Source organism: Streptomyces sp. NPDC126503 (assembly GCF_040302405.1).
In the GTDB taxonomy this organism is placed as follows: Bacteria; Actinomycetota; Actinomycetes; order Streptomycetales; family Streptomycetaceae; genus Streptomyces; species Streptomyces gulbargensis.
In genome coordinates, this window is sequence record NZ_JBEORS010000014.1 from 24240 (window position 1) to 45684 (window position 21445).

Genomic DNA, 21445 nt, shown 5'->3' on the forward strand with positions numbered 1-21445 from the left:
TTTCATGGGCATGGACCAGTTCAAGGACAAGGCCGAGCAGCTCAAGGAGCAGGCCAAGCAGGCCGCGGGCAAGGCGAAGAACGAGGCGTCGGAGCGCGCCACCCAGGGCCGCGAGCGTGCGGCCCAGGGCCGTGAGCGCGCCGAGGAGCAGACGCGCCGCCCGCAGCAGGACGCCCAGCAGCGGAACCGGGGCTACGAGTCCTGACCCCGCCGCCGTACGGCGCCCGAGGAGTCTGACGCCGCTCGGCGTCGGCCGTCCTTGAGGAAGGCGCACCCGGGACGCCGGGTGCGCCTTTCGCGCGTGATCTTGGCGCATAAGTCGCGCGCGTCCCGGGCCGGTTCTCCGTACGGTGGCGCCCATGGCCGTACTTGAGCGACTGCGATCCGACCACGGGCCCGCCCTGCTCGCCTTCGAGCGGGAGAACCGGGCGTTCCTCACCCTCTCCGCCCCCGACCGGGGCGACGCGTACGTGGAGGAGTTCGACGCCCGGCACCGGGAGCTGCTGGCGGCGCAGGACGCCGGCGAGATCCACTTCCACGTGCTGGTCGCGGAGGGCGGGGAGATCCTCGGCCGGGTCGATCTGCTCGGCGTCGACCCGCGCGAGGGCACCGCCGAACTCGGCTTCCGGCTGGCCGGGAAGGCGACCGGCCGGGGCCTCGCCACCCGGGGCGTACGGGAGGTGTGCCGGCTCGCCGTCGAGGAGTACGGGCTGCGCCGGCTCACCGCTGCCGCGGCCCTCGCCAACGACGCCTCCCGCGCGGTCCTCACCCGCGTCGGCTTCGGGGCCGTCGGCAGCGTCGGCCTCGGGCCCGGCGAACCCGGCATCGCCTACGAGCTGGACCTCGGCGGCAGCTTCGGGCGCGAGCGGTCCGGCACGTCCTCGTAACCCGGGGGGCTCGCGGCCGGTGTCTTCTCCAGGAGCGCGAGCGCCACGTGCACGGCGTCGTCGAGCTGGGCGTGCCGGCCCTCGGCCCAGTCCAGGGGGGTGCGCAGGACCGCGAGGTCGGGTTCGACGCCGTGGTTCTCGACCGACCAGCCGTACTCGGGGAACCAGGCCGCGTTCATGGGGACGGTGATCTGCGTGCCGTCGCCGAGCCGGTGGCGGCCGGTCATGCCGACGACCCCGCCCCAGGTGCGCTGGCCCACCACGGGGCCGAGGCCGAGCAGTTTGAACGCGGCGGTGATCATGTCGCCGTCGGAGGAGGTGGCCTCGTCGGCGAGGGCGACGACGGGGCCGCGCGGCGCGTTCGAGGCGTAACTGACGGGCTGCGCGTTCCGGGTGAGGTCCCAGCCCAGGATCTTCCGGGTGAGCTGCTCGATCACCAGCTCGCTGATGTGGCCGCCCGCGTTGCCGCGCACGTCGACGATGAGGGCGGGCCGGGAGACCTCCATGCGCAGGTCGCGGTTGAACTGCGCCCAGCCGGAGCCGCCCATGTCGGGGATGTGCAGGTAGCCGCACCGGCCGCCGCTCAGCTCCCGGACCACCGCGCGGCGCTTCGTGACCCAGTCCTGGTAGCGCAGCGGGCGCTCGTCCACGAGCGGGACGACGGCGACGCGGCGGGCGCGCCCCTCGCCCTCGGCGGGCGTGAAGGTGAGCTCGACGGTGGTGCCGCCGGTGCCGGCGAGCAGCGGGTACGGCCCCGCCACCGGGTCCACGGGCCGGCCGTCGACATGGGTGAGGATCGCGCCGGGGCGGATGCCGGTGCCGGCCAGCGGCGAACGGGCCTTGGAGTCGGAGGAGTCGCCGGGCAGGATGCGCTTCACCGTCCAGCCGCCCTCACGGGGGACGAAGTTGGCGCCCAGCAGGCCCTGGGGGCGCTGGTAGTGCGGCGGGCCCTCGTTGCGGCGGGCGGGGGTGACGTAGGCGTGGGAGGTGCCGAGTTCGCCCATGACCTCGCGCAGCAGGTCGGCGAACTCGTCGGGGGAGGCGACCCGTTCCACCAGCGGACGGTACTGGTCCAGGATCGCCGACCAGTCGACCCCGCCCATGCCGGGCTCCCAGAAGTAGGCGCGGACGATCCGCCCCGCCTCGTCGAAGGCGCCCCGCCACTCGGCGCACGGGTCGACCTCGTGCAGGATGCGCCGCAGGTCCAGGTAGACGGTGGAGTCGCCGTCGCCGGGTTCCGTGGCGGGCACGGCCCGCAGTTCGCCCTCGTCCACGATCACCAGGCGGCTGCCGTCACCGCTGACGGCGAACCAGTCCAGATCCTTGGCGAGTTCGGTGCGGCGCGCCCGGGTCACGGAGAAGTGCTCCAGGGTGGGGCGGCCCGAGGTGTCGGCCGGGTTGGCGAAGGTTTCGCCGAGCGCGCCCGAGATGGGCCAGCGCAGCCAGACCAGGCCGCCGCCGCTGACCGGATGCAGGGCCGAGTACTTGGAGGCGGCCACCGGGAAGGGCGTGACCCGGTCGGCCAGGCCCTCGACCTCGACGGTGACCGTGCCGTCGCCGGTGTCCACCGCGTCGTCGGGGTCGAGCCCGCCGGCCGCCGGCCGCCCGTCGGGGAGCAGCGCGAAGGGGGAGGGCGTGGCGGAGGAGAGCGGTACGAGATAGGGGCGGCAGCCCAGCGGGAAGGACAGGTCGCCGGTGTGGACGTCGTACACCGGGTCGAAGCCCCGCCAGGAGAGGAAGGCCAGATAGCGGCCGTCCCGGGTGAAGACCGGGTTCTCGTCCTCGAAGCGGCCGTTGGTGACGTCGACGACGGTGGGGGCGCCGGGGCCGGTGATGCGGGCCATCTTGATGGAGCGCAGGGAGCGGCCGATGCCGGGGTGGGACCAGGTCAGCCAGGCGCCGTCGGGGGAGAAGGCGAGGTCGCGGACGGGGCCGTTGACGGACCGGATGAGCTCGGTGACGCGGGTGGGCGCCGCCTGCGCGGCCGGTGCCTCGTCCACGGCCGGGTCCACTTCCGTACCTTCGGCTCCTGCCGTACCTCCGGCCCCTTCCGCGGCTCGGGCCCCTTCCGTACCTCCGGCCCCTTCCTCCGAACCGTCCGTCCCCTCGCCGGTCAGGGGGTCCTCCCCGCCCACCGCGTCCTCACTGGTGTCGACCAGCAGCAGTCTGCCGTCGTGGGAGGCGACGGCGAGGCGGTCCCCGTCCGGGTCGGCGGCCATCTCCTCGACCCGGCCGAGCAGGCCCTGCGCGAGGCGGCGGGGCGGCCGGTCGCCGGTGGCGCGCGGCAGGTACGCCACCTCGATGGCGTCCTCGCCCTCGGCGTCGGTGACGTACGCGATCCGCCCGCCGCTGCCGAGCATCTCGGGCAACCGGACCCGCACCCCGGGGGTGTCGGTGAGCGCGCGGGCCGGGCCGTCGCGGTGGGTGAGCCAGTAGAGGCTGCCGCGCACGCCGACGGCGCTGGCCCGGCCGGTCTCGTCGACGGAGAGCGCGTCGACGTGGTGGGCGGCGGGCACCTGGTAGGCGCGGCGGCCCGCGCGCTGGCCGCCGAGCCGTACCTCCAGCTTGCGCGGGCGGGAGTCCGGGGTCAGCTCGTCCACGATCCACAGTTCGCCCGCGCACTGGTAGACGACCCGGCGGCCGTCGCTGGAGGCGTGCCGGGCGTAGAAGGCGTCGTGGTCGGTGTGGCGGCGCAGGTCGGTGCCGTCGGGCAGGCAGGAGTAGAGGTTGCCGATGCCCTCGTGGTCGGAGAGGAAGGCGATCCTGCCGCCGACGAACAGGGGCGCGTCGAGCTGGCCGCCGAGGTCGGCCAGGAGCCGTTCGCCGTGCAGCCAGAGCCGGCCGGTGGCGCCGCCCCGGTAGCGCTTCCAGGCGGCGGGCTCGTGGGGCGGCCGGCCGGTGAGGAGGAGGGTGCGGCGCTCGCCGCCGGCCTGGTCGGAGCAGGAGATGTCGCTGACCGGCCCCCAGGGCATGCGGCCACCGGGCGAGCCGTCGGTGGGCACGGTGTAGGCCCACGAGAAGTACGAGAAGGGCTGGCCGTGCGAGGAGACGGCGAGGATGTCGGAGCGGCCGTCCTTGTCCGGCGGCGTCCAGGAGCAGACCCGGGTGTCGGTGGAGCCCCAGTGCGTGAGCCGCCGGGCCGGTCCGCCGTCGACGGGCACGAGGTGGATCTCGGGGTCCAGGCTGCGCCAGCTCGTGTAGGCGACGTGACGGCCGTCGGGGGAGAAGCGCGGCGGGCCGACGCGGGTGCGGTCGACCGTGAGCCGCCAGGCCCGGCCGGGCCGTTCGCCCTCGGGCACGAGGGGGGCGAGCCACAGGTCGTCCTCGGCCGCGAAGCACAGCAGGTCGTCGTGGAGGTGCGGAAAACGGAGGTAGGCCACGTCGTCGCTCACCCCCTCATGCTTTCCGCGCGAGGGGGGCGCGGCAACTCGTACGCGTGTCCAGCCGCCGGACCCGTACGGGCGAGGGACGGTGCGGGGCCGGCCGCGTGTGGCCGAGAACACGTACGAAACGGTTTCGTTTCGCTGAGGGGGTGGGTAGGGTCGAGGTGTACGACACCGTTTCGATCGGACGGGAGACCGGTCATGGCACGCAGCAGGCTCACCCCCGAGCGTGAGTCCGAGCTGTACGAAGCCGTGCTCGACCTCCTCCGCGAGGTCGGCTACGACGCCCTCACCATGGACGCCGTCGCCGCCCGCACCCGTTCCAGCAAGGCCACCCTCTACCGCCAGTGGGGGAGCAAGCCGGAACTGGTCGCCCGGGCCCTGCGCCACAACAAGCCGGTCGATCTCGCCGAGATCGACACCGGCTCCCTGCGCGGGGACTTCCAGGCGCTCCTGGAGCGGACCGACGACTGCCAGATGGAGAAGGACTCCGCGCTGATGCGGGGTCTGGCCCATGCCGTCCACGACAATCCGGACCTGCACCAGGCCCTGCGCGAACTGCTCATCGCACCCGAGATGAACGGTCTCGCGGAAGTCCTCGGCCGGGCCGTCCGCAGGGGCGAGGTCGACGCCGGGAACCCGGCGCTCTCGCTCGTCCCGCACATGCTGATCGGCGCGTTCGTCGCCCGTCCGCTGATCGACGATCAGCCGGTCGACCACGCGTTCCTCAGCGCCTACGTCGACGCCGTCGTGCTCCCCTCACTCGGCGTCTGACACCCGCTGTCCCCACAGCGACCGCACCACCCCGCACCACCTGACGCGTACCGCTCACGCCGTCGGGCCGGCTCCCCATGCCCTGTCCCAATCACACCGGGAGTACGCACCCGTGGCCACCTTCCTCTACAAGCTGGGCCGCTCCGCCTTCCGGCGCCGACGGCTCGTCGCCCTCCTCTGGGTGGCGCTCCTGGCGATCGCCGGAGTCGGCGCCGCCACCGCGCCCGCCGCCACCTCCAGCTCCTTCTCCATACCCGGCACCGAGGCCCAGCGCGCCTTCGACCTGCTCGAAGAGCGCTTCCCGGGCGCCGGCGCCGACGGAGCCACCGCCCGCGTCGTCTTCAAGGCCCCCGGCGGCGGCAGGATGACCGACGCCGCGCACAAGGCCGTCGTCCAGGAGACCGTCGCCGCTCTGAAGTCCGGCTCGGACCAGATCGTCGCCGTCTCCGACCCGTACACCACGCAGGCCGTCTCCCGTGACGGCTCGACCGCCTACGTCTCCGTCACGTACAAGGTCAACGCGATGGAGCTGACCGACGCGACCCGGGACGCCCTCAAGGAGACCGGGCACAACGCGCAGGGGAAGGGGCTGACCGTCGAGATCGGTGGTGACGCGCTCCAGACCATGCCGGAACAGGGCGCGAGCGAGGCCGTCGGCGTGGTCATCGCCGGCATCGTGCTCGTCCTCACCTTCGGCTCGCTCGTGGCCGCCGGACTCCCGCTGCTGACCGCGATCATCGGCGTCGGCATCGGCGTCTCCGCGATCACGGCGCTCGCCAACGTCCTGGACCTGGGCAGCACCACCTCCACCCTCGCCACGATGATCGGCCTCGCCGTCGGCATCGACTACGCCCTCTTCATCGTCTCCCGCTACCGCGCGGAGCTCGCCGAGGGCCGGGACAAGGAGGAGGCCGTGGGCCGCGCGGTCGGCACGGCGGGCTCCGCCGTCGTCTTCGCCGGGCTCACCGTCGTCATCGCCCTCGTCGGCCTGGCCGTCGTCAACATCCCGATGCTGACGAAGATGGGCTTCGCCGCCGCCGGCACCGTGGTGATCGCCGTCCTCATCGCGCTCACCCTCATCCCGGCGCTGCTGGGCTTCGCCGGCGACAAGATCGTCAGCCGGAAGGAGCGCAAGGCGGCCAGGGCCGCCGAGCGTACGGAGGCGGGCAAGCAGGGTGCCGGTACGGCCGGGGCCCCGGCCAAGCCCAACGCCGGAACGCGGTGGGCCGGCTTCGTCGTCCGCCGTCCCCTGATGGTGCTGCTCGTCGGCGTCCTCGGTCTCGGTGCCATCGCCGTCCCCGCCGCCTCCCTGGAGATGGGCCTGCCGGACGACGGCGTCAAGCCGGTCTCCGCCACCGAGCGCCGGGCGTACGACCTGCTGTCCGACGGCTTCGGCCCCGGCTTCAACGGCCCCCTCCTCGTCGTCGTGGACGGCGACCGGGCCACCGCCGACCGGACCGTCTCCACGATCAAGGGCCTCGACGGCTGGGCCGCCGTCACCCCGGCCACCCCCAACAAGGCCGGCGACGCCGCCATGATCACCGTCGTCCCGAAGGACCGGCCCTCCTCGGCCGCCACCGAGACCCTCGTCCACGACATCCGGGACGCCACCGGCGACGAGGTCCTCGTCACCGGCGCCACCGCGATGAACATCGACTTCTCGCAGAAGATGAACGACGCCCTCGTGCCCTACCTGGCCCTGGTCGTCGGACTCGCCTTCGTCCTGCTCACCCTGGTCTTCCGCTCCGTCCTCGTCCCGCTCAAGGCGGCCCTCGGCTTCCTGCTCTCGGTCGTCGCGGCCCTCGGCGCGGTCGTCGCGGTCTTCCAGTGGGGCTGGCTGGGCAGCCTGTTCGGCGTCGAGCAGACCGGCCCGATCATGTCGATGATGCCGATCTTCATGGTGGGTGTCGTCTTCGGGCTCGCGATGGACTACGAGGTCTTCCTCGTCACCCGGATGCGCGAGGCGTACGTCCACGGGGAGCGGCCCGCCCAGGCCGTCGTGACCGGCTTCCGGCACAGCGCCCGGGTGGTCACGGCCGCCGCCGTGATCATGATCGCGGTCTTCGCCGGCTTCATCGGGATGTCCGACCAGATGGTCAAGATGATCGGCTTCGGCCTGGCCGTGGCCGTCCTCTTCGACGCCTTCGTGGTCCGCATGGCGATCGTCCCGGCCGTCCTGGCGCTCCTGGGCGCCAAGGCCTGGTGGCTGCCGAAGTGGCTCGACCGGGCGCTGCCCAACGTGGACGTGGAGGGCGAGGGCCTGGCCGCCGCCCGCGACGCCGCGGCCGGCACGCCGGAGCCCGACCTCGTGAAGGCGTGACCGGCAGGGCCCGGGCCTTCCTCCGAAGGCCCGCGCCCGCCCCCTCGAAACCCCGGGACGGCCCCTGAGCGGGGGGCGCGCCCCGGACCGCGCCGGAACCTGTGGGGACGGGGAACCGACGCGGCAGGACGCCGTCGGCGTGTCGTTCAGCGACGCGCCGGCGGCGTCCGTGCGTCGGGGTGAGGTGTGCCGGGGCGGTGCGCCCGTCCGGTGGTCAGCGCCGCGCCGACGGCGTCCGCGCGTCGGTGCGCCTGGCGCCGGCTCCGGTGCGGGCGCCGTCGGTGTCGGAGGCCTCGGTACGGGAGGCGCCCGCGGGAGCCGCTTCCGTACGGGTGGAGCCGGCGCCGCGCGGTTCGGGGCCCCGCCCGCCCGCGTACGTACGGCGCAGGAAACGGACCAGGGCCGCGGTGTCGAACTGGACGACCGCGACACCGTCCTCGCCGTGGAACTCCACGACCGTCTGCACCCGCCCGCACGGCCACACCGCGACATCGCCCTGGTGGGCGGGCACGCGCAGGCCGTGCTCCAGCAGGGCGCGCGGGAAGGCCCACTCCACCTCGCCGGGGAAGACGAAGCGCACGGTGGCGGGCGAGGAGCCGGGGTCGAAGCGGAGGGCGACGGGGACGGGACGGGAGAGGGGCGCGTCACTGACGATCCGCCCCCGGGCCCGGTCCTCGACCACGCGGCCGGCCGGCGGGAGGTGGTGCACGGCGGGGCCGCCTGCGGCGTGCCCCTCCGCGGAATCCGCGGGGTCCATCGGAGAGCTCCTCACGTTCGGTCCTCTTCGGCCTCTTCGGTCCCTCCCGTACGTGTCCTCCTTCCCGGAGTGCGCGCCGCGCATGCGCCGCCCCGGTGTCGCGCACGCCACGTCCGTGCCGTTCTGTGATCCCTACGCTCTTGCAAGTGCTTTGCAGGAGCGTTCATCATTCGGGGCGTGCATGTACCTGACGGATTCATCAACGCCCCCGTGTCGGCCGCCGCCGGTCTCGTCGCCGCCGGCGCCGTCGCCGTCAGCCTGCGCGGAGCCCGCCGCGAACTCGACCAGCGCACGGCCCCGCTCGCCGGTCTCGTCGCCGCCTTCGTCTTCGCCGTCCAGATGCTGAACTTCCCGGTCGCCGCCGGAACCAGCGGACACCTCCTCGGCGGGGCGCTCGCCGCGATCCTCGTCGGGCCCTGGACCGGCGTCTGCTGCATCGCCGTCGTCCTGCTCATGCAGGGGCTCCTCTTCGCCGACGGCGGTCTCACCGCCCTCGGCGTCAACATCACCGTCATGGGCGTCGTCACCGTCGTCGTGGCCTACGCCCTCTTCCGCGGTCTCGTCCTCGTCCTGCCGCGCACCCGCCGCTCGGTGACCGCGGCCGCCTTCGTCGCCGCGCTCGTCTCCGTACCGGCCTCCGCCGCCGCCTTCACCCTGCTCTACGCGATCGGCGGCACCACCGACGTACCGATCGGCACGGTCCTCACCGCCATGCTCGGCGTGCACGTCCTCATCGGCGTCGGCGAGGCCGCCATCACCATGCTCACCGTCGGCGCGGTCCTCGCCGTCCGCCCCGACCTCGTGTACGGCGCCCGCGGCCTGACCGCCCCGCTCAAGCTCCGCGTCGGCGGGGAACTCGTCGACGCCCGGCCCGCCGCCGGCACCGGCGCGGCGGCCGCGCCGGCGTCGTCCGGTTCGCCGAGGAAGCTGTGGATCGGCGGCGTCGTCACCGCCCTCGTCCTCGCCGGGTTCGTCTCCTTCTACGCCTCCGCCAGCCCCGACGGCCTGGAGAAGGTCGCCGCCGACCAAGGCATCGACGCCACGGCCGAGGAGCACGCCGCCGCCGGGTCCCCGCTCGCCGACTACGGCGTCGAGGGCGTCGAGGCCGAGCGCCTCTCGGGCGGCCTCGCCGGTGTCATCGGCGTGGGCGTCACGCTCGCCGCCGGCACCGGCGTCTTCTGGGCCGTACGCCGCCGCAAGACCCCCGCGGACGCCTGAGGTGGGCGCGGGGCACGCCCACCGGCTCCACCGGCCCGGCCGTTCGCCGGTCCACGAGCTGCCCCCGCACACCAAGCTCGTCGCCGTCCTCGGCTTCGTGGTCGTCGTGGTCTCCACGCCCCGCGAGGCCGTCTGGGCCTTCGCCCTGTACGCCCTGCTCCTCGCGGGCGTGGCGGCCGCGGCCCGCGTCCCGGCCGGCTTCCTGCTCAAGCGGCTGCTCATCGAGGTGCCGTTCGTCGCGTTCGCGCTGCTCATGCCGTTCGTGGTGCCCGGCGAGCGGACCGAGCTCCTCGGGATCTCCCTGAGCGTCCCCGGCCTGTGGGGCGCCTGGAACGTCCTCGCCAAGGGCACCCTCGGCGTGGCCGCCTCCGTGCTCCTCGCCACCACCACCGAACTGCGGGCCCTGCTCCTCGGCCTCCAGCGCCTCCGGATGCCGCCGCTGCTCGTCCAGATCGCCTCCTTCATGATCCGGTACGGGGACGTCGTCACCGACGAGATGCGCCGCATGTCCGTCGCCCGCCGCTCGCGCGGCTTCGAGGCCCGGGGCGTCCGCCACTGGGGCGTGCTCGCCCGCTCGGCGGGCGCCCTCTTCATCCGCTCGTACGAGCGGGGCGAACGGGTCCACCTCGCCATGGTCAGCCGGGGCTACACCGGCACCCTGCCCGTCCTCGACGAGACGCCCGCCACCCGGGCGCAGTGGGCGCGCGCCACCGCCCTGCCGCTCACCGCGCTGCTCATCTGCCTCCTCTGCCTCCCCGGACGGACCCCGTGACCCGCCCCACCCCCGCGCCCTCCCGGACGGACCCCGTGACCCGCACCGCCCCGCCCCCGCCCTCCCTCGAAGTGACCGGGCTCGCCTACGCCTACCCCGACGGCCACCAGGCCCTCTTCGGCGTGGACCTCACCGTCGGGCGCGGCGAACGGGTCGCCCTCCTCGGTCCCAACGGCGCCGGCAAGACCACCCTCGTCCTGCACCTCAACGGCATCCTCGACGCCGGCGCGGGCTCCGTCACCGTCGCCGGGCTGCCGGTCGGCAAGCGGCACATGGCCGAGATCCGCCGCCGGGTCGGCATCGTCTTCCAGGACCCCGACGACCAGCTGTTCATGCCGACCGTCCGCGAGGACGTCGCCTTCGGCCCGGCCGCCGCCGGGCTGCGCGGCGCCGCCCTCGACGCGGTCGTCAGGCGGGCGCTGGAACGGGTGGGCATGGCGGAGTTCGCCGACCGGCCCCCGCACCACCTGTCCTTCGGGCAGCGCCGCCGGGTCGCCGTCGCGACCGTCCTCGCCACGGAGCCGGAGATCCTCGTCCTCGACGAGCCGTCCTCGAACCTGGACCCGGCCTCCCGCCGCGAGCTCGCCGACGTGCTGCGCTCGCTGGACGTCACCGTCCTCATGGTCACCCACGACCTGCCGTACGCCCTGGAGCTCTGCCCGCGCTCGGTGATCCTCAGCGAGGGCGTGATCGCCGCCGACGGCCCGACCGGCGAGATCCTCGCCGACACGGAGCTGATGGCCCGGCACCGGCTGGAGCTGCCCTTCGGCTTCGTCCCCGGTTCCGTCGCCTGAGACCATGGGAGCCGTTCGTACGAGAGGAAGTGTGGGTCAGGTGGACGTCCAGGGCACGGTGGCGGCGGGCTGGGAGCCGGTCAGGGACGCGTTCCTGCGCAACTTCGAGGGGCGCGGCGAGCGCGGCGCGGCCGTCGCCGTCCACCACGACGGCGTGCCGGTGGTCGACCTGTGGGCGGGGACGCGGGACGCCCACGGCGAGGACGGGTCCGGCGGTGCCGCGCCCTGGACCGCGTCCACCGCGCAGGTCGTGCGCTCCGCCACGAAGGGCGTCTCCGCCGCCGTCCCCCTCCTCCTGCACCAGCGCGGCCTGCTCGACCTGGACGCCCCTGTCGCCACGTACTGGCCGGAGTTCAAGGCCGAGGGCAAGGACCGGGTGACCGTACGGCAGCTCCTCGCGCACCGCGCCGGCCTGCCCGTCCTCGACCGGACCCTCACCCTCGCCGAGGCCGCCGACCTGCCCACCGCCACCGCCGCCGTGGCCGCGCAGGCGCCCGTCTGGGAACCCGGCACCGCCCACGGCTACCACCCCCACACCTTCAGCTGGCTCCTTGGCGGCCTGGTCCACCGGGTCACGGGCCGCACCGCCGGCCGCTGGGTCGCCGACGAGATCGCCGGCCCGCTCGGCCTCGACCTGTGGATAGGCCTGCCCGAAGGCGAGACGCACCGCGTCGGCCGCCTCGGCCGCGTCGAGGAGATCGAACCCGCCGGCAGCGGCGCCCTCAAGCTCCGCCCCAAGCGCTCGGTCACCGCCGCGTACGAGGACCCGTCCTCCCTCACCCGCCGCGCCTTCGACGTCATCGACCCCCGCCCCGACGAGAACGACCCCGCCTACCGGGCCGCCGAACTGCCCGGCTCCTCGGGCGTCGCCACCGCCCGCGCGCTCTCCCGCTTCTACGCCGCCACCCTCGGCCCCGTCGACGGGGTACGCCTCTTCGCCCCGGCCACCCTCACCCTCGCCCGCACCGAGGAGTCGGCGGGCATCGACCGCACGCTCCTCGTCGGCACCCGTTTCGGCCTCGGCCACATGCTCCACGGCCCGGCCTCGCCCCTCCTCGGCCCCACCTCCTTCGGCCACCCCGGCCGGGGCGGCTCCCTCGGCTTCGCCGACGCCGAGTCGGGCATCGCCTTCGGCTACGTCACCAACGGCATGCGCCGGACGGTCACCGCCGACCCGCGCGCCCAGGCCCTGATCCGGGCCGTCCGCGACTGCCTCCCCGCCTGAGCCCGCGCCCTGAGCCGCCCGCCCGCCCCGCCCGGCGGGCCGGTCCTGGCGGCGGGCCGGGTTCGGTGCTGTGATCGCGGCATGGATCTCAGGACACGGTTCGAGGGGTACGGAGTCATGGTCACCGGCGCGGCCCGGGGCATCGGCGCGGCCGTCGCGCGGCGGCTCACCGCCGAGGGGGCGCGGGTGCTCGTCGCCGACGTGGACGAGGCGGGCGCGCGGGAGGTCGCAGGCGCCCTGACCGGGGCGCTGGCCGTCCGCTGCGACATCGCCGACCAGGCCTCGGTCGACGCGGCCGTCGCCCGCGCGGCGGAGGCCTTCGGCGGGCTCGACGTCCTCGTCAACAACGCCTTCGCCCCGGTCGAGCGGGACCGGGACCGCTTCGAGGACGAGCCCGACACCGGCTGGGAGCGGCAGCTGCACGTGACGCTGATGGGGGCCGTCCGGTGCGCCCGGGCCGCGCTGCCGCTGCTGGCGGCGGCCGGCGGGCGCGGGGCCGTCGTCACCGTGGGCTCCGTCAACGCCGAGATGGACTTCGGCGGCCACGCCTACAGCGCCGCCAAGGCCGCGCTCGGCTCCCTCACCCGCACCCTGGCGGGTGACGCGGCCCGCCGGGGGGTGCGCGTCAACCAGGTCAACCCGGGGACGATCGCCACGAGCAGCTGGGCGGGCCGCGAGGACGAACTCGCCGTCCTCGCCGAACGCGTCTATCCACTGGGCCGGGTCGGCACCCCCGAGGACGTGGCCGCCGCCGTCGCCTTCCTCGCCTCCCGCGACGCGGCCTGGATCACCGGGACGACCCTGCGGGTGGACGGCGGTGTGCTGGCGGTCAACACCCACTTCGGGGAGGTCCTCGGGCACTGAGCCCGGCCTCCCCGCACTTTTCCCGGCCGGAGGCGCAACCCCGGCGGGTGCCGCACGTCTGGAGGGGTGAAGGCGCCCTTCGGGAGGGCTCCGGAGTCCGGACTCCGGAGCCCCCGTCCACGTCCGTCACCGCATCGGGAGAACCCACCATGTCCAGCCACGCCAAGCGGAACCTCCGCCCCCGCCCCCGGGCCCTGGGCGTCCTCGCCGGGGCGGCGCTGCTCCTGGGCGGCGGTTTCGCCGCCCAGGCCGCCGCCGACTCCGCCCGCCCGCAGCCCGCACCGGTCGCCCCGGACCACCACCCCGCCGCTCCGGAGGCGGCGCCCGCACCCGCCCCGGCGGTGGAGGCCCCGGCCCCGGCGCCCGCGGTGGAGGCCCCGGCCCCGGCGCCCGCGCCCGCCGTGAAGCCCGCACCCGCTCCCGTACCGGCGCCTGCGCCCGCGAAGCCCGCGCCCGCTCCCGCGCCTGTCCCCGTACCGGCCCCCGTCCCCGCTCCCGTGGTGAAGCCCACCCCGGCGCCGGTCCCGCCGCAGGCCCCGGCCCCGGCTCCCGCTCCCGCCGAGGAAGCGCCGCGCGTGGTCGCGCCCGGCACCGGCACCGGCAAGTAGCAGCAGGAGAGCACCACCGCCAGGGGGCGGGCCGGGTCGCCGTCGCGGCTCGCCCGCCTCCCGCAACGGATCGAGGCCCATGCAGTACGCCCTTCCCGCAGCGCCGCCCCGCGGGTTCCGGCTGCTCGCCCGCCTGACCCGGCCCGAGGCCACGGAACGCCGCGAGTCCCCGGCGCGGGCCCGGCTGCGGGTGGTCGACGGCCCGCCGTACCCGGAGGAACCGCCGCCCACGCTCACCGAGCTGTACCGGGCGCGGCGCGTCGACCTGGTGCGCCTCGCGGTCTTCCTGGTGGACGACCCGCACACCGCCGAGGACGTCGTGCAGGACGCGTTCACCGCCGTGTGCCGGGCGTACGGCACCTCCCTGACGGGCCTTCAGGATCCCGGGGCGTACCTGCGCACCGCCGTCGTGAACGCCTCGCGCTCCGTCCTGCGCCGGCGCCGTACCGCCCGCGCCTACACCCCGCCCCACGAGGGCGCGGGCCCGCCGGTGGACGAGCGGCTGCTGCTGGCCGAGGAACACCGGCTCGTGCTCGACGCGCTGGCGGGCCTGACGCGCCGCCAGCGGGAGGTGCTGGTGCTGCGCTACTGGTCGGAGCTGTCCGAGGCGGAGATCGCGCGGACGCTGGGCCTCTCGCGCGGGACGGTGAAGTCGACGGCGAGCCGCGCGCTCGACGCGCTGGAGAAGAGACTGGGGGAGGTCCGATGACTCCGCGCACGACTCCGTACGAGGAGAAGCGCCGCGCCGCGACGGAGCAACGGCTGCGCGCCGCCCTGACCGCCCGCGCCGCCCTCGTGACCCCGCACGGCCTGCGCCCCGGGATGTCGCCGCACGGCCCGGCGCGCGGGGCCCGCCGCCGGCGCGCGTTCGCGTTCGCCGTCCTCGGCGCGGCGGCGGCGGTGGTGGCGGTCTGCCTGCTGGCCCTCCTCCCGGCCGACCGCCCGTCCCCGGTCCCCGCCCCCGTACGGCCGGCGGGCCCCCCGGCGGTCACCGAGCCGCCCCCGCCCCGCCCCGCCACCCCCACCCCCGTGGCACCGGAACCTCTGCCGGACACTCCGGCGGTCGAGCCCTCCTAGGAGTGCTCCCCCGCGAGCAGACGCCCGGTGAACCCGGCGTCGCGCAGCCGTCTGTACGCCGCCGCGACCGGGGCGGGGATCTCCTGCTCGATCATGAAGCCGCGCGCGGGGTAGACCATCAGCCGCTGCACGGCCCCGACCAGCATGTCCAGCACGAGCCGGGGGTCCCCGATCCCCGCCACGTACGCGTCGAGGCTCATCCCCGCAGACGCGCACACCACCTCGACCTCCGGCCAGAGCTTCCGCGCGGTCGCGTACGCCCGCCGCTCCTCGTACGGCTTGCTGATGAGCAGGACGGACGCCACCGGGACGCCGCGCGCGGCGAGCAGCTCCCGGGAGAACCGGATGTTCTCCCCGGTGTTCCGCGCCTCGGTCTCCACGAGCACCGCCTCCGCCGGCACCCCCATCTCCAGGGCCCGCTCCCGGTAGTGCTCGGCCTCGCCCCGGGGCATCCGCTCCCGGGTCGTCGGACTGTTCGCCCCGGTGAACACGACAAGCGGCACGAGCCCCCGCAGGTACAGCCCCGCAGCGACCTCGGCCACCCCGAGATCATGACTCCCGAGCCCCACGGCCACGGAACAGCGCCGGGGCGTGTGCCCCATCCGCTGGAAGTCCCAGAGCACTTGGGCGTCCGCCCGGTGGCCGGCGGAGTTCACGAGGCCTCCCGCCTACAGCCGCGAGGTCTTCAGCGCACCGACGAACGACGCCCACGCGTCCGCCTCGAAGAAGAGGCGCGGCCCGGCGGGTTCCTTGCTGTCGCGTACGGGAACGGCACCCGGGAGGCCGTCCCGGACCTCGACGCACTGCCCGTCGCCGCTGCTGTAACTACTGCTTCGCCAGGCCGGACCTGCGGAGTTGTGCTGCACGTCGGACACCTTCTCTCACTTGCGCTGCTGCAACCTTAGCCAGATGCTCCGCACTGTTCTGTGGGCCGAGCGCACCGCCGGGAGGTGCTCGAACATCGACTTGTAGCCCCTGGTCGCCAGCCTGGCCGCCGCGTGGGGTGTCGGGGACCGGGAGGGGCCCGGGAAGCTGGTGTGGGCGGAGGTGGCCGTGGGGAGGGAGCAGGGGTGAACCGGGCGACGGAAGCGACGTGTGGGGCCCCTCGGCGGGCGAGACTCTGGGCCCTGCGGCCCGACCGGTCGGGCAGCGGGACGATCACCGAGGCGGAGTGCACCACCTGTCTCGAAGGGTCCGGCGCGGCGGACGACGGACGGGGCCCCGCCCTGTGGTGCCTGGCGCACACGCAGGCGACGGGTCACACCGGCTTCCGTCGCGTCCGTACGGACTTCTTCCGCGCCACCTGCTGAGGGCCGCCCGCCCCGTCCCCATGCGGCTCCCTCGTTCAGGCGGACGGTTCCCGGACGTCCGCCAGGGTGGCGCCGGCGTGGGTGACCAGGGACTTCGGGTCCAGGGCGAAGACGGTGTGCGGGTTGCCCGCGGCCGCCCACACGAGGTCGTGGTCGAGGAGGCCGCGGTCGGCGATGACCCGGGTGCGGGTGCGGTGTCCGAAGGGCGGGACACCGCCGATGGCGTAGCCGGTGGTCTCGCGGACCACGCGCGCGTCGGCCCGGGTGACCTCGCCGGCCCCCAGCTCCTCACGGACCCGCTCCACGTCGACGCGCGAGGCACCGTCCATGAGGACGAGTACCGGCACGCCGTCGGCGGCGAAGATCAGTGACTTGACGATCTCGGAGACCTCGCAGCCGATCGCCTCGGCGGCCTGCTCGGCGGTCCGCGTCTCGTCCGGGAAGCGCCGGATCTCGACGTCGAGCCCCAGCTCCCGGAGGGCGGCGGCGAATTGGGGGTGGGCGGCGGAAAGGTCGTCTGTGGCCATGGCGGCACGCTAGCGGGGGCCGGCGGGGCGGTGCGACCGGGTTTCCTCCGCGTGCACGCGCACCGGTACGCCGCCGGGCGCACCGCGCACCGCCCCCCGCCCCCGGGCCGTCACCTTCCGGCCGTGGAGGCGGGGGCACCCGGAAACTCAGCCCGCCTTCAGGACCCGGGTCACCACCCGGCCCGCCGCGTCCGCGCCGTGACCGCCGGACTCGACGACGGCGCCGGCCGCCAGGTCGCCGGAGTAGCCGGTGAACCAGCTGTTGGACGTGCCCTGCCCGTCGACCTCGGCGGAACCGGTCTTCGCGCCCTTGGGTGACGGCACTCCCGCCATCGCCTCGGCGGCGGTGCCGCCCGGAGCGGTCGCCGCGCGCATCATCCGCTTCAGCCCGGAGGCGACCTCGGGGGCGAGCGGTCCGGTCGTGGCGAACTCCCGGTCCCCGACGCTCGCCGGGACCAGGTACGGCTGGAGGAAGCCGCCGTTCGCGACGGTGGCGGAGAGCGAGGCCACGTTCAGCGCGTTCATCGTGATCCTGCCCTGGCCGATGTACGAGGCGGCCGTCTCGACCCCGCTCGACTCGGGCACCGAGCCGTCCTCGGTGGAGACGCCCACCGACCAGGTGAGGCCGATGCCGAAGGAGTCGCGGGCGGTCTCACCGAGGGCGGTGTTGTGGATTCCCTTCGCCTTCAGGGGCGTGATGGCCTTGATGAAGGCGGTGTTGCAGGAGCGGCGGAACGATTCCGTGAGCGTGCCGCCCTTGATCTGGAACTTGTTGAGGTTCTGGATGGGGTAACCGTCCCAGGAAACGGTCGGCGGACACTCCACCACGGTGTCGGGGCCCGCGACGCCGTGCTTCATCATCATCGCCGCGGTGACGATCTTCATCGTGGAGCCGGGGGCCTGCTTGCCCTGGAAGGCGGTGTTGAAGCCCTGCGCGGGGCTGTTGGCGACGGCCCGTATCGCGCCCGTGGACGGCTCGATCGCGGTGACCGCCGCCTGGTCGTACGCCGCGACCGCCTTCTCGGCGGCGGCCTGGACACCCGCGTCGATGGTGGTCCTCAACAGCCCCGGCTCCCCCTTCGACAGGACGAGGAGGGTGGTGTCGGGCACGGACGAGCTGCCGGACTCGATGACGGTCTCGACACCGCCCTTGCCCCCGGCGGCCGCGCCGTACCGGCTGCGCAGCTGATCGATGACCGGTCCGAGCGAGGGGTACTTCTCCGCCGTCAGCTCCTTGCCGTTCCGGTCGACGGCCTTCACCGGGCCGGTCTTCGAGGAGCCGGTGCGCAGCGTGCCGCTCGCGGTGAGCTTCGGGTGCAGGACGGACGGCTGCCACTTCACCAGCGGCCGGCCGGTGCTGAGACCCCGTACCACCGTCAGCCGGGAGCTGTAGGTCAACGGCTTCGACAGGCCCTCGTACGTGACGGTCGCCCGCACTGTGAACGGCACCGTCGTCCCGGTCGCCGGCCCCGGCGTGATCTCGGCGGCCGAGACGGAGGCGTGGCTGCGGAAGCCGGCGAGCGCGGGCCCGGCGTTCACCGGGTCGTCGGTCAGCTGGGCCGCCCGCTCCGGCTCCCCGGCCGCCCAGGCGGCGAGGAAGTCCTTCGCGGCCGTCCCGACCTCGTCCGGCGTGACGGGCCCCGACTTCGGCGCCTCCCCGGCCCTGGTCCCCACGGACGTGCTGCCGCCCGTGATCCCGCTCCACAGGTTGTAGCCCCCGTAGCCGACCCCGCTCGCCACGACGACGAAGACACCCCCGACGATCGCGACCTTGGCTCCACTGCGCATGACTGCGCCTCCCCTCCCCAGGTGGACGAGAGAGTCAAACAGCCGTCCGATACGTGTGTCGAGCAACTTTCGGCGCCTGTGTCACAACCGGTACCTCACCCGCCCTTTTCGGCCACAGGGGCGCAGGTGTGGCCGGTCACCCGCCCGTGGCCCCGCCGGAGCGACCGCCCGCGCCCCCGCTCACCGGTCCGCGCCCCCCGCCTCCGCCCGCAGGCGCCGCACGTCCCGCACGAGCGCGTGCAGGGTGGCGGCGAGGATCACCGCTCCGGCGGCGACCCAGAGAACCGAGGCCCCGGAGCGGTACTCGCGCACGGCGACGACGAGCAGCATCACGGCGGGGAGAACGCTGAGAGCCGAGATCAGAGTGCTGACGCGGTGAGCCACCAGGCCATCATCACCGACCATCCAGCCCAGCGGGAGTCGTCCGAACGAATCCCCCTACACCCACGTGTCCAGCCACATCCGCGCCCGCCACTCGTCCAGCGGGATCGGCGTCGCCGTGTAGATCGGCCAGAAGTAGATGAAGTTCCAGACGATCAGCAGCACCAGGCAGCCGGCCGTCACCACGCCCATCGTGCGGCGGCGTTCGGAGGAGCCGCGGGGGCCGATGATCGCGCCGATGAGCATGGCCACCGCCAGGCACAGGAACGGCACGAAGACGACCGCGTAGAAGAGGAAGATCGTGCGCTCCTGGTAGTGGAGCCAGGGGAGCCAGCCGGTCGCGACCGCGCAGGCGATGGCGCCCGCGCGCCAGTCCCGGCGGAAGGCCCAGCGCCACAGGACGTACAGGAGGGCGAAGCAGGCGGCCCACCACAGGAGCGGGGTGCCGAGGGCCAGGATCTCCTGGGCGCACTTCTCCTTGGCGGTGGCCGGGCAGCCCGCGGTGCCGGGGGCCGGGGACTCGTAGAAGTAGGAGACGGGCCGGCCGAGCACGATCCACGACCACGGGTTCGACTCGTACGTGTGCGGCGAGGTCAGCTTCACGTGGAAGTCCCACACCGCGTACTCGTAGTGCCACAGGCTCCGCAGCCACTCCGGCAGCCAGCTCCAGAAGCCGCCACCGTCCAGCTTGTCCTGGTCGGCCGCCCACGTGCGGAAGTAGCCCTTGTCGGAGGCCAGCCAGCCCGACCAGGTCGCCAGGTAGGTGGCGAGCGCGACCGGCACCGTCGACACGAACGCCGGGACGGCGTCCCGCTTGAGCATCGACACGTAGGGGCGGACCGCGCCGGCCGTCCGCCGGCCGCCCACGTCCCACAGGACCGTCATCAGGCCGAACGCCGCCAGGAACGTCAGACCGTTCCACTTCGTCGCCGCGGCCAGGCCCAGCATCACGCCGGCCGCGATCCGCCACGGCCGCCACCCCAGGCGCAGTGTCTCCGCGATCTCCGCGTCCGGCCGCAGCACCCCCTCCTCGTCCTCGGGCAGTGCCCCGGCGAGCCGCCGCCGCGCCCGGTCCCGGTCCACGATCAGGCAGCCGAAGGCCGCGACCAGGAAGAACATCAGCACCTGGTCGAGGAGCGCGGTCCGGCTCATGACGAAGTGCAGGCCGTCGACGGCGAGCAGCAGACCCGCCAGGCAGCCCAGGAACGTCGAACGGAACAGGCGCCGGCCGATCCGGCAGATCAGCAGCACCGACAGGGTGCCGAGCAGCGCCACCATGAAGCGCCAGCCGAAGGGCTCGAAACCGAAGATCTTCTCGCCGATGCCGATGACCCACTTGCCCATCGGCGGGTGGACGACGTAGCCGGGGTCGGTCGGAATCGGTACGGACCCGGGGTCGACGAGGATCTTCTTGTCGACGTCCTTCGGCCAGGCACCCTCGTAACCCCGGTTGATCAGGGCCCAGGCGTCCTTGGCGTAGTACGTCTCGTCGAATATCACCGCGTGCGGCTTGCCCAGGTTCCAGAACCGCAGCACGCCGGCGATCGCCGCCACCAGCAGCGGACCGCCCCAGGCCGAGAGCCGCCACAGCCGCTCCGCCAGGGCCGGGCCGATCCCGCACAGCCGCCACAGCTTCTCCGAGGGCCGGGCGTACGGCGGGTCGAGCCGGTCCCGCAGGCCGATGGCGAGCGTGCCGGTGGCGGGCGGGCGGTAGCCGAAGCGCCGCAGCCTCTGCTGCCAGGAAGAGGGCTCTGCCACGGTCGGTGCCATGGGGTGCTGGCCCTCCAGGGCCTCGGGTGCGGTACTCGTCACCGCGCCATCGTAGGGAACGCTTCTGTGCGCGTCGCCTGTCCGGGCTGGGAGGATGACCCGTGTGACAGGAACGCTGGTACTCGCAGGGACCCCCATCGGTGACATCGCGGACGCCCCGCCGCGCCTCGCCGCCGAGCTGGAGAACGCGGACATCGTGGCCGCCGAGGACACCCGGCGGCTGCGCGGGCTGACCCGCGCGCTCGGCGTCCACACCAAGGGCCGGGTCGTCTCCTACTTCGAGGGCAACGAATCGGCCCGTACACCGGAACTGGTGGAGGCGCTCGCCGGCGGGGCCCGGGTGCTCCTGGTGACGGACGCGGGCATGCCGTCCGTCTCCGACCCCGGCTACCGGCTCGTCGCCGCCGCCGTCGAGCAGGACATCAAGGTGACGGCCGTCCCCGGCCCGTCCGCCGTGCTCACCGCGCTGGCCCTCTCCGGACTGCCCGTGGACCGCTTCTGCTTCGAGGGCTTCCTGCCGAGGAAGGCGGGCGAGCGGCTCGGCCGGCTGCGCGAGGTGGCCGGCGAGCGGCGGACCCTCGTCTACTTCGAGGCCCCCCACCGGCTCGACGACACCCTCGCCGCCATGGCGGAGGTCTTCGGCGCCGAGCGCAGGGCCGCGGTGTGCCGCGAGCTGACCAAGACGTACGAGGAGGTCAAGCGCGGATCGCTGGGCGAGCTGGCGGCCTGGGCGGCGGAGGGCGTACGCGGCGAGATCACCGTCGTCGTCGAGGGCGCCCCGGAGCCGGGCCCGGCCGAGCTGGACGCCGAGGAGCTGGTCCGCCGGGTGCGGGTCCGCGAGGAGGCGGGGGAGCGCCGCAAGGAGGCCATCGCGGCGGTGGCGGCGGAGGCGGGGATTCCCAAGCGCGAGGTGTTCGACGCGGTCGTCGCGGCGAAGAACGCGGGATGAGGAGCCCGGGGCGCCCCCGCCCCGGGACGGGGGCGCCCGCG

22 protein-coding genes are annotated in these 21445 nt (G+C 74.5%); 14 read left to right on the forward strand and 8 right to left on the reverse strand.

Features of this window, described 5'->3' with window-relative positions; genetic code table 11:
• The first annotated feature begins 4 nt into the window (after positions 1-4).
• Together ABTY40_RS19165 and ABTY40_RS19170 are read left to right on the forward strand one after the other, a co-directional pair.
• Complete coding sequence (locus ABTY40_RS19165; protein ID WP_352060589.1) at positions 5-205, forward strand: hypothetical protein; 201 nt, start codon at positions 5-7, stop codon at positions 203-205.
• A 154-nt stretch (positions 206-359) separates the two neighbouring features.
• Positions 360-887: a GNAT family N-acetyltransferase gene (locus ABTY40_RS19170; protein ID WP_352060590.1), complete on the forward strand. Its 528-nt coding sequence runs from the start codon at positions 360-362 to the stop codon at positions 885-887.
• On the opposite strand, the gene ABTY40_RS19175 is transcribed toward ABTY40_RS19170, so the two are convergent.
• Positions 830-4279, reverse strand: a complete 3450-nt coding sequence (locus tag ABTY40_RS19175) for a S41 family peptidase (protein ID WP_352060591.1) — start codon at positions 4277-4279, stop codon at positions 830-832. The genes ABTY40_RS19170 and ABTY40_RS19175 overlap by 58 nt on opposite strands.
• Positions 4280-4471: 192 nt before the next feature.
• On the opposite strand from ABTY40_RS19175, the gene ABTY40_RS19180 reads away from it, so the two are divergent.
• Both ABTY40_RS19180 and ABTY40_RS19185 read left to right on the forward strand, forming a co-directional pair.
• Positions 4472-5044, forward strand: a complete 573-nt coding sequence (locus ABTY40_RS19180; protein WP_352060592.1) for a TetR/AcrR family transcriptional regulator — start codon at positions 4472-4474, stop codon at positions 5042-5044.
• A 112-nt stretch (positions 5045-5156) separates the two neighbouring features.
• Positions 5157-7364, forward strand: a complete 2208-nt coding sequence (locus tag ABTY40_RS19185) for an MMPL family transporter (RefSeq protein ID WP_352060593.1) — start codon at positions 5157-5159, stop codon at positions 7362-7364.
• A gap of 214 nt (positions 7365-7578) precedes the next feature.
• Here the strand turns inward: ABTY40_RS19185 and ABTY40_RS19190 are convergent, their stop codons facing one another.
• Positions 7579-8121, reverse strand: a complete 543-nt coding sequence (locus tag ABTY40_RS19190; protein ID WP_352060594.1) for an SsgA family sporulation/cell division regulator — start codon at positions 8119-8121, stop codon at positions 7579-7581.
• A 177-nt stretch (positions 8122-8298) separates the two neighbouring features.
• Here ABTY40_RS19190 and ABTY40_RS19195 point away from each other — a divergent pair, with 177 nt between their 5' ends.
• The 8 genes from ABTY40_RS19195 (at position 8299) to ABTY40_RS19230 (ending at position 14679) form a co-directional block, all read left to right on the forward strand.
• Positions 8299-9339, forward strand: coding sequence for an energy-coupling factor ABC transporter permease (locus ABTY40_RS19195; protein ID WP_352060595.1), 1041 nt, complete (start codon positions 8299-8301; stop codon positions 9337-9339).
• Position 9340: 1 nt separating this feature from the next.
• Positions 9341-10111, forward strand: coding sequence for a cobalt ECF transporter T component CbiQ (gene cbiQ, locus ABTY40_RS19200; protein ID WP_352060596.1), 771 nt, complete (start codon positions 9341-9343; stop codon positions 10109-10111).
• Between the two features lie 35 nt (positions 10112-10146).
• Complete coding sequence (locus tag ABTY40_RS19205; RefSeq protein ID WP_352060597.1) at positions 10147-10905, forward strand: energy-coupling factor ABC transporter ATP-binding protein; 759 nt, start codon at positions 10147-10149, stop codon at positions 10903-10905.
• A 4-nt stretch (positions 10906-10909) separates the two neighbouring features.
• Entirely contained in the window at positions 10910-12130 is a 1221-nt protein-coding gene (locus ABTY40_RS19210; protein ID WP_502990620.1) for a serine hydrolase domain-containing protein, read from the forward strand.
• Between the two features lie 81 nt (positions 12131-12211).
• Positions 12212-12994: an SDR family NAD(P)-dependent oxidoreductase gene (locus ABTY40_RS19215; protein WP_352060598.1), complete on the forward strand. Its 783-nt coding sequence runs from the start codon at positions 12212-12214 to the stop codon at positions 12992-12994.
• Positions 12995-13143: 149 nt separating this feature from the next.
• Positions 13144-13602 carry a hypothetical protein gene (locus ABTY40_RS19220; RefSeq protein WP_352060599.1) on the forward strand — a complete coding sequence of 153 codons (459 nt, stop codon included), beginning with the start codon at positions 13144-13146 and terminating at the stop codon, positions 13600-13602.
• A 79-nt stretch (positions 13603-13681) separates the two neighbouring features.
• Positions 13682-14311: a sigma-70 family RNA polymerase sigma factor gene (locus ABTY40_RS19225; RefSeq protein WP_352060600.1), complete on the forward strand. Its 630-nt coding sequence runs from the start codon at positions 13682-13684 to the stop codon at positions 14309-14311.
• Positions 14308-14679, forward strand: a complete 372-nt coding sequence (locus tag ABTY40_RS19230) for a hypothetical protein (protein WP_352060601.1) — start codon at positions 14308-14310, stop codon at positions 14677-14679. Before ABTY40_RS19225 ends, ABTY40_RS19230 begins: the two co-directional genes overlap by 4 nt.
• Here ABTY40_RS19230 and ABTY40_RS19235 read toward each other — a convergent pair.
• The gene (locus tag ABTY40_RS19235) at positions 14676-15281 is read right to left on the reverse strand and encodes a YdcF family protein (RefSeq protein WP_352060700.1); all 606 of its coding nucleotides are present in this window, start codon (positions 15279-15281) and stop codon (positions 14676-14678) included. The two genes, ABTY40_RS19230 and ABTY40_RS19235, sit on opposite strands and share 4 nt — an antisense overlap.
• Before the next feature lie 66 nt (positions 15282-15347).
• Positions 15348-15545: a DUF397 domain-containing protein gene (locus ABTY40_RS19240; RefSeq protein ID WP_352060602.1), complete on the reverse strand. Its 198-nt coding sequence runs from the start codon at positions 15543-15545 to the stop codon at positions 15348-15350.
• A 204-nt stretch (positions 15546-15749) separates the two neighbouring features.
• Between ABTY40_RS19240 and ABTY40_RS30900 the strand changes: the two genes are divergently transcribed.
• Positions 15750-15989: a DUF7848 domain-containing protein gene (locus ABTY40_RS30900; RefSeq protein WP_502990621.1), complete on the forward strand. Its 240-nt coding sequence runs from the start codon at positions 15750-15752 to the stop codon at positions 15987-15989.
• 35 nt (positions 15990-16024) lie between these two features.
• Here ABTY40_RS30900 and ABTY40_RS19245 read toward each other — a convergent pair whose 3' ends face one another.
• From ABTY40_RS19245 to ABTY40_RS19260, 4 genes are all read right to left on the reverse strand, one after another.
• Positions 16025-16516 carry a YbaK/EbsC family protein gene (locus ABTY40_RS19245; protein ID WP_352060603.1) on the reverse strand — a complete coding sequence of 164 codons (492 nt, stop codon included), beginning with the start codon at positions 16514-16516 and terminating at the stop codon, positions 16025-16027.
• Positions 16517-16663: 147 nt separating this feature from the next.
• The gene (locus tag ABTY40_RS19250) at positions 16664-18304 is read right to left on the reverse strand and encodes a penicillin-binding transpeptidase domain-containing protein (RefSeq protein WP_352060604.1); all 1641 of its coding nucleotides are present in this window, start codon (positions 18302-18304) and stop codon (positions 16664-16666) included.
• 180 nt (positions 18305-18484) lie between these two features.
• Positions 18485-18688: a hypothetical protein gene (locus tag ABTY40_RS19255; protein ID WP_352060605.1), complete on the reverse strand. Its 204-nt coding sequence runs from the start codon at positions 18686-18688 to the stop codon at positions 18485-18487.
• Between the two features lie 54 nt (positions 18689-18742).
• Entirely contained in the window at positions 18743-20497 is a 1755-nt protein-coding gene (locus ABTY40_RS19260) for a dolichyl-phosphate-mannose--protein mannosyltransferase (RefSeq protein WP_352060606.1), read from the reverse strand.
• 52 nt (positions 20498-20549) lie between these two features.
• Between ABTY40_RS19260 and rsmI the strand changes: the two genes are divergently transcribed.
• A complete protein-coding gene (rsmI, locus tag ABTY40_RS19265; RefSeq protein ID WP_352060607.1) occupies positions 20550-21404 on the forward strand; it encodes a 16S rRNA (cytidine(1402)-2'-O)-methyltransferase in 855 nt (284 codons plus the stop codon).
• The last annotated feature ends 41 nt before the right edge of the window (positions 21405-21445 follow it).